This window comes from Streptomyces sp. NPDC047117, assembly GCF_040643545.1.
Lineage (GTDB): Bacteria > Actinomycetota > Actinomycetes > Streptomycetales > Streptomycetaceae > Streptomyces.
Genome location: NZ_JBEYUN010000014.1, coordinates 234,446 through 241,215, shown reverse-complemented (window position 1 = coordinate 241,215; position 6,770 = coordinate 234,446). Strand labels below are relative to the sequence as shown.

Genomic DNA, 6,770 nt, shown 5'->3' with positions numbered 1-6,770 from the left:
GGAAGTCACTACGTTGCACCTGAGTTTCTCCACTACGTCGGCTCGGAACAGGATGCTGGCCCGTTCATCGAGGACCACGTCGCTTACCTGGAACGCCCGAGCGGGATTACCGCCCGGGCCCACGCCGGGGATCACGCTGTGCGGGAGCATCAGCCCCTACGCTGCGTCCGTGCTCACGGACGCAGCAGCGGCATCCGCTGGACCTGCTGCTGCTTGTCCAGCTTCTTGTTGTACGGGGCCGCCGGTGCCGGCTCGCCCGCTGCGGGCTGCACGCCGGCCCACTTCAGCAGGCGGGCGGTGGCCTTGGTGCGGTCGGCGTCCTTCAGCTTCGCGATGTTGGAGCCGTGATTGCCGCCGGGGACGGTGAAGACGTAGGAGTCCTTCGCGCCCTTGCCGATCCGGAAGTGCTCCGAACTCCACGGGTCGTACTGCCCGTTGACGAACATCATCTGCTGGGCGTGGTGGCGCACCCAGCGGTCCACGTCCGGCATGGCCTTCTTGTCGAAGGACATCGGGATGTCGCGCGGGACGAAGGTGCGGGAGTTGTTGATGCCCGGGTAGCGGAGCAGGTCCGCGACGTTCGGGTACTGGTAGCCGGGCTCACCGAGCTGGGTGCCCGCCTGGTAGTAGTACGGCAGGTAGGGCTCCATGCCCTGGTCGGTGTAGCTGTCGAAGCCGCCGACCTTGTCCATCCAGGCCCACAGCGCGTCCGTGGTGACCGTCGGCTTCGGGACCTCGGCGCAGGCGGTGGCGGCGGGCTGGTACTGCCAGAAGCCGAAGACCAGGTCGGTGGCCATGATCTCGTACGCGCGGTCGGCGTTGCCGGCGAGCTTGAAGGTCCAGCCCTCGGCGGTGGCCTTCTTCTGGAAGCGGTCGACCATCTCGCCGCGGCGCTTCAGCGCCTCGCGCTCGATCGCGGCGAGGTCCTTGCGGCACTGGGCGGTGCCGACGGTGGCGAAGAAGCGGTCGTACGCCGAGTCCTCGTCGTTGACCACGTCGTTGGGCGCGACGTAGGCGACGGTGCCGTTCATGTCGTGCGGGTAGAAGCGGCGGTAGTAGGTCGCCGTCATGCCGCCCTTGCTGCCGCCGGTGGCGATCCAGTTCTTGGCGTAGACCGGCTTCAGTGCGCGGAAGATGCGGTGCTGGTCGGCGGCGGCCTGCTGGATGTCCAGCTTCTTCCAGTCCGCGGGCTTCGGCCGGGACGGGGTGAAGTAGCGGTACTCCATCGAGACCTGGTTGCCGTCGATGAGCTTGGTGGGCTCACTGCGGGTCGGCTCGGTGGAGACGTTGTAGCCGGAGGTGAAGAAGACGGTGGGGCGGTCCGTCGACTTGTGCAGCACGGTGATGCGCTGCTGGAAGGTGCCCTTGCCCGGATGCCGGTGGTCGACCGGCTGGGTGTAGTTCAGGACGAAGTAGCGGTAGCCGTCGACCGGCTTCTCCTGGACGAGGCTCATTCCCGGTATCGCGAGGAGTCGGTCCTTGATGTCCGTCTCCGCGCGGCTGTCCGCTGTCGTACCGGTCGGCCCGGCGACGGTGGCCGCCCCTGCCGTGGCGGTTCCCGCGCCGAGCGTGCCTATGAGCACGACGAGCGACAACAGCCATCTGAGCGTTCTGCGCATGCGCCCTCCCCTGGGGTTCGCAAAGGTCGCGCTGAACCTATCGGTACGGCCTGCCACCGACCACCCCCCGACCGGCGGTTCCGGTCACACCCGGCGGCGGTTCCGCTCACACCCGTACGCGCTCCTCCTCTCCCGTGAAGTCGCCGGTAAAGGAACGCCACAGTTCGGCGTAGCGGCCGCCGTTGGCGACGAGTTCGGCGTGCGGCCCGTCCTCGGCCACCCGGCCACGGTCGAGCACCACGACGCGGTCGGCGCGGGCCGCGGTGGTCAGGCGGTGGGCGACCACCAGCGTGGTGCGACGGCCGGCCAGCCGTTCCGTGGCTTGGTTGACCACGGACTCGGTCGCGAGGTCGAGGGCCGCGGTGGCCTCGTCGAGCAACAGCACGTCGGGGTCGACCAGTTCGGCGCGGGCCAGGGCGAGGAGCTGGCGCTGGCCCGCGGAGAGGTTGCGGCCGCGCTCGGCGACCTCGTGGAGGTAGCCGCCGTCGAGCGTGGCGATCATGTCGTGCGCGCCCACCGCCCGGGCCGCGGCCTCCACTTCGGCGTCGGTCGCGTCGGGGCGCCCGTAGGCGATGGCGTCGCGGACGGTGCCGGGGAAGAGGTACGACTCCTGCGGGACGACGCCGAGGCGGTGGCGGTAGCCGGTCAGGTCCAGGTCGCGCAGGTCGGTGCCGTCGATCCGGACCGCCCCCGTGGTGGGGTCGTAGAACCGGGCGACCAGCTTGACCAGGGTGGACTTGCCGGCGCCGGTCTCACCGACGAACGCGACGGTCTGGCCGGCGGGGATGGTCAGCGCGACGCCGGAGAGGGCCTCGGCCTGCTCGCCGTCGGCGGTCGCGTACCGGAAGTGCACGTCGTCGAAGGTGATCTCGCCCGTCAGCTTCCGCACCGGGCGGGGCTCCTCGGCCGCCGGGGTGGTGGTCGGTTCGCGCAGCAGTTCCTGGATGCGGCCCAGGGACACGGATGCCTGCTGGTAGCCGTCGAAGACCTGGGAGAGCTGCTGCACGGGGGCGAAGAAGAGGTCGATGTAGAGGAGGTAGGCGACCAGCGCGCCCGCGGTCAGGGTGCCCGCCGAGACCCGGTCGGCGCCCACGATCAGGACGAGCGCGGCGGCGACCGAGGACAGCAGCTGGACGAAGGGGAAGTAGACCGAGATCAGGAACTGGCCGCGGGTGCGGGCCTGCCGGTACGCGGCGCTGCGCTCGGTGAAGCGGTCGATGCCGCTGCGCTCGCGGCGGAACGCCTGGACGATGCGGAGCCCGGCGACGCTCTCCTGGAGGTCGCCGTTGACCACGCTGATCCGCTCGCGCGCCAGCTCGTACGCCTTGACGCTCCGCTTGCGGAAGAAGTACGTGCCGATGATCAGCGGCGGCAGCGTGGCGAAGACGACCAGGGCCAGCTGGACGTCGATGACCAGCAGCGCGACGAGGATGCCGAAGAAGGTGAGGACGGAGACGACGGCGGTGACCAGGCCGGTCTGGAGGAAGGTGGAGAGCGCGTCGACGTCCGTGGTCATCCGCGTCATGATCCGGCCGGTCAGTTCGCGCTCGTAGTAGTCCAGGCCGAGGCGCTGGAGCTGGGCGAAGATCTTGACGCGGAGCGCGTACAGGACGCGTTCGCCGGTACGCCCGGTCATCCGGTTGGAGCCGATCTGGGCGGCCCACTGGGCGAGCACGACGATCAGGGCCGCGGCGGAGGCGGCCCAGACGCCGTTGATCGCGGCGCGCTGCACGCCGTCGTCGATGCCGTGCCGGATCAGTACGGGCAGCAGCAGTCCGGCGACCGCGTCCACGGCGACCAGCGCCAGCGCGACCAGCAGCGGGCGGCCGAAGCCGGCCAGCAGGCGGCGCAGGCCGTAGGCGGTCTCCGGGCGGGCCGCCCGCTCCTCGTCGACGTCGGGGGTGTCGGTGGCCGGCGGCAGGGCCGCGACCTTTTCGAGCAGTTCGGGGGTGGCCGGCATCCCGGCGAGGGCGCCGGCCATGGCGCCGGGGCGGCCGGCGAGGGCCGCGGCCGGTGCGCCGCCGCCCTCCTGCCGGCCGGTGTCGCCCGGCTCCTCGGTACGGACCCACAGCTCGGGCGTGACGCCGTCGACGAGGCGGGGGCGGTCGTCCTGCGGGCCCGCTGCCGGGGCCGGCTCCAGCAGCCCGGTGGCCGCCGCTTCCCCGGAAAAGGCCCCGGCCGTCGCGGCCCGCCCCACCGGGTCCCGCTCCACACTGCCCAGCTCGTCCGGGTCGGTGAGCAGCCTGCGGTACAGCTCGCAGCGCTCCTCCAGCTCCTCGCGCGTGCCGATGTCCAGCAGCCGGCCGCCGTCGAGGACCGCGACCCGGTCGGCGAGCGCCAGGGTGGAGGCGCGGTGCGCGATCAGCAGGGTCGTACGGCCCGCCATGACGCCGCGCAGCGCTTCGTGGATCTCGTGCTCGACCCGGGCGTCCACCGCGGAGGTGGCGTCGTCCAGGATCAGCACGCGCGGGTCGGTGACGATGGCGCGGGCCAGCGCGACGCGCTGCCGCTGGCCGCCGGACAGGCTCAGGCCCTGCTCGCCGACCTCGGTGTCGTAGCCGTCGGGCAGGGCCGAGATGAAGCCGTCGGCCTGGGCGGCGCGGGCGGCCGCGCGGATCTGCTCGTCGGTGGCGTCCGGGGCGCCGTAGGCGATGTTGTCCCGGAGGGAGTCGGAGAAGAGGAAGCTGGTCTCGGGGACCAGGCCGATGGCGCCGCGCAGCGAGTCGGCGGTCAGGTCGCGCACGTCCCGGCCGCCGACGAGCACCCGGCCCGCGCCGGCGTCGTAGAAGCGGGGCAGGAGCAGGGAGACGGTGGACTTGCCGCTGCCGGAGGTGCCGACCACGGCGACGGTCTCGCCGGGCTCGATGCGCAACGAGAAGTCGTCCAGGACCGGGTGCGTGCCGGTGTCGTCGCCGTAGCGGAACGTGACGTGCTCGAACTCGACGGTGGCGGGCGCGTCGGCGGGCAGCTCGACGGCGTCGGGGCGTTCCTCGATGACCGGCTCGGTGTCGATCAGCTCGAAGACCCGCTCCACGCCGGCGCGGGCCTGCTGGCCCACGGTGAGGACCATGGCGAGCATCCGGACCGGGCCGACGAGCTGGGCGAGGTAGGTGGAGAAGGCCACGAAGGTGCCCAGCGAGACCTGGCCGCGGGTGGCCATCCAGCCGCCGAGGGCGAGCATCGCGACCTGGCCGAGGGAGGGCACGGCCTGGAGCGCGGGGGTGTAGCGGGCGTTGAGGCGTACGGTGCGCAGCCGGCCGGCGAAGAGCCGCCGGCTGACCTCGCGGAGCTTGCCGGTCTCCTGTTCCTCCTGGCCGAAGCCCTTGACGACGCGGACGCCGGAGACGGCGCCGTCGACCACGCCGGCCACGGCCGCCGCCTGCCCCTGGGCGTACCAGGTCGCCGGGAAGAGCCGGACGCGGCTGCGCTTGGCGATCCACCACAGGGCGGGCGCCACGGCGAGGGCGACGACGGTGAGCAGCGGCGACAGCACCACCATGACGACCAGCGAGATGGCGAACAGCAGGATGTTGCCGAGCATCATCGGCACCATGAACAGCAGCGACTGCACGAGCTGCAGGTCACTGGTGCCGCGGCCGACCACCTGGCCGGTGGACAGCTCGTCCTGGCGCCGCCCGTCCAGCCGGGTGATCGCGCGGTACATGCGGGTACGCAGATCGTGCTGCACGTCCAGCGCGAGCCGGCCGCCGTAGAACCGGCGGATGTACGTGAGGACGTAGACGGCGACCGCGGCGACGATCAGCAGGGTGGCCCACGGGGCGAGGGACCGTTCGTGCTTGACGATCACGTCGTCGATGATCAGCTTCGGCACCAGCGGGACCAGCGCCATGACGGCCATCCCGGCGAGCGAGGAGCCGAGCGCGAGCAGTACGTCCTTCCTGTACTGCCAGCATGTGCGCGTCAGCCGCCGCGCCCAGCCCTCTTCTGCCGTGTCCGTGCCCGCCACGCGACGCCTCCCACCGATCGAGTCCCTGCCGCAAGGCACCAACATCGACGACCGGTGTTTTCATCCCACCGCAACAATTCACGCAACCATGGGCGTCACCTCACGCCGCTCACCGGACACGGACGGTCATGTCGTACAGCCGCGTGATCTGCTTCGGGTTCTGGTTGTCGTCGCTGACCAGCAGCAGGTGCAGCCGGCCCGCGTGCCGGCCGAGCACGGTCATGCCCTCGATGTTGTCCAGCAGCGGATTGAGCTGCGGCTGCTTGGCGGGGGCGCCGAGGGAGGGGCAGCGGGTGAGGTCGGCGAGGAGAGTCTTGCGCGCGGGGCGCACGGCCTCGGTGAGCCGCTCGGTGTCCTGGGTCGCGGTGGCGTGCCGGGGGTCGGCGAGGTAGAGGCGGATGACGTTGCCCTGCGGGGTGAAGGTGCGCTCCAGGACGAGCAGGCGGCCGTCGCCGAGCGCGGTGATCTCGGGGACGGTCATGCCCTTCTCGACCGGGTACGCGAACTGCCGGCCGAGCGCGTAGTCGCCGTGCGGCCGCCGCTCCCAGGTCTGGAAGCGGTGCAGGGCCCGGCCCCGCGCGTCGGTGCCGTCGCCGGTGAGCGCGCCCTCCATGGACGCGATGAGCGTCCGGCCGCCGGGGCCGGCGGTCAGGCCCTCGAAGGTCTGGTTGCCGGTGGACCGGCCGGCCGGGGCGACCCGCAGCGCGCCGGGGACGGGGAGGCTGCCGCGCGGGTGCCCCGCACGGTCGTAGCGGCGCACCGACGGCTCGGTCTCGGAGGTGACGATCCGGTCACCGTTCCCCTCGACGACCAGGCCCTCGGAGTCCAGCGGAGTGCCGTGCTCGTCGGCGAGCGGTACGGCGCGCAGCGGCTCGCGGGTCCGGCCGTCGAGGGTGACCAGCGCGGACCGGTCGGAGAGGGCGAGCAGGTCGCCGTCGGTGTCGCGGGCGAGCGCGGAGAGGTTGCCGACGTAGGTGCCGTCGACGGACCGCTTGTCGAGGGCGTCGGACCAGCGGTCGACGGAGACGCGGGGCGAGCAGGCGTGGCCGGTGGCGGGCGCCCCGGGCGGGGCCGCGGCCGCCGGGAGCGTTCCGGCGACGAGCAGCGCGGCGGCGAGGGCGGCGGGTACGGCGGCGGTGAGGCGCACGGGGGTCCTTCCGGTGGCGGGACGGCGACGGGCGGGG

3 protein-coding genes are annotated in these 6,770 nt (G+C 72.3%); all 3 read right to left on the bottom strand.

Going from position 1 to position 6,770, the window contains the following annotated elements:
* Positions 1-173 precede the first annotated feature (173 nt).
* On the bottom strand, positions 174-1,619 hold the full coding sequence (locus ABZ840_RS26375; protein ID WP_361562846.1) for a S28 family serine protease: 1,446 nt from the start codon (positions 1,617-1,619) through the stop codon (positions 174-176).
* A 106-nt stretch (positions 1,620-1,725) separates the two neighbouring features.
* A complete protein-coding gene (locus tag ABZ840_RS26370) occupies positions 1,726-5,586 on the bottom strand; it encodes an ABC transporter ATP-binding protein (protein WP_361562844.1) in 3,861 nt (1,286 codons plus the stop codon).
* 109 nt (positions 5,587-5,695) lie between these two features.
* The gene (locus tag ABZ840_RS26365) at positions 5,696-6,733 is read right to left on the bottom strand and encodes an esterase-like activity of phytase family protein (RefSeq protein ID WP_361562843.1); all 1,038 of its coding nucleotides are present in this window, start codon (positions 6,731-6,733) and stop codon (positions 5,696-5,698) included.
* Positions 6,734-6,770: the final 37 nt, after the last annotated feature.

Bases quoted from the DNA above. Each gene is read 5' to 3' on its own strand.
- ABZ840_RS26375 (WP_361562846.1), bottom strand. From the start codon at position 1,619: ATGCGCAGAACGCTCAGATGGCTGTTGTCGCTCGTCGTGCTCATAGGC.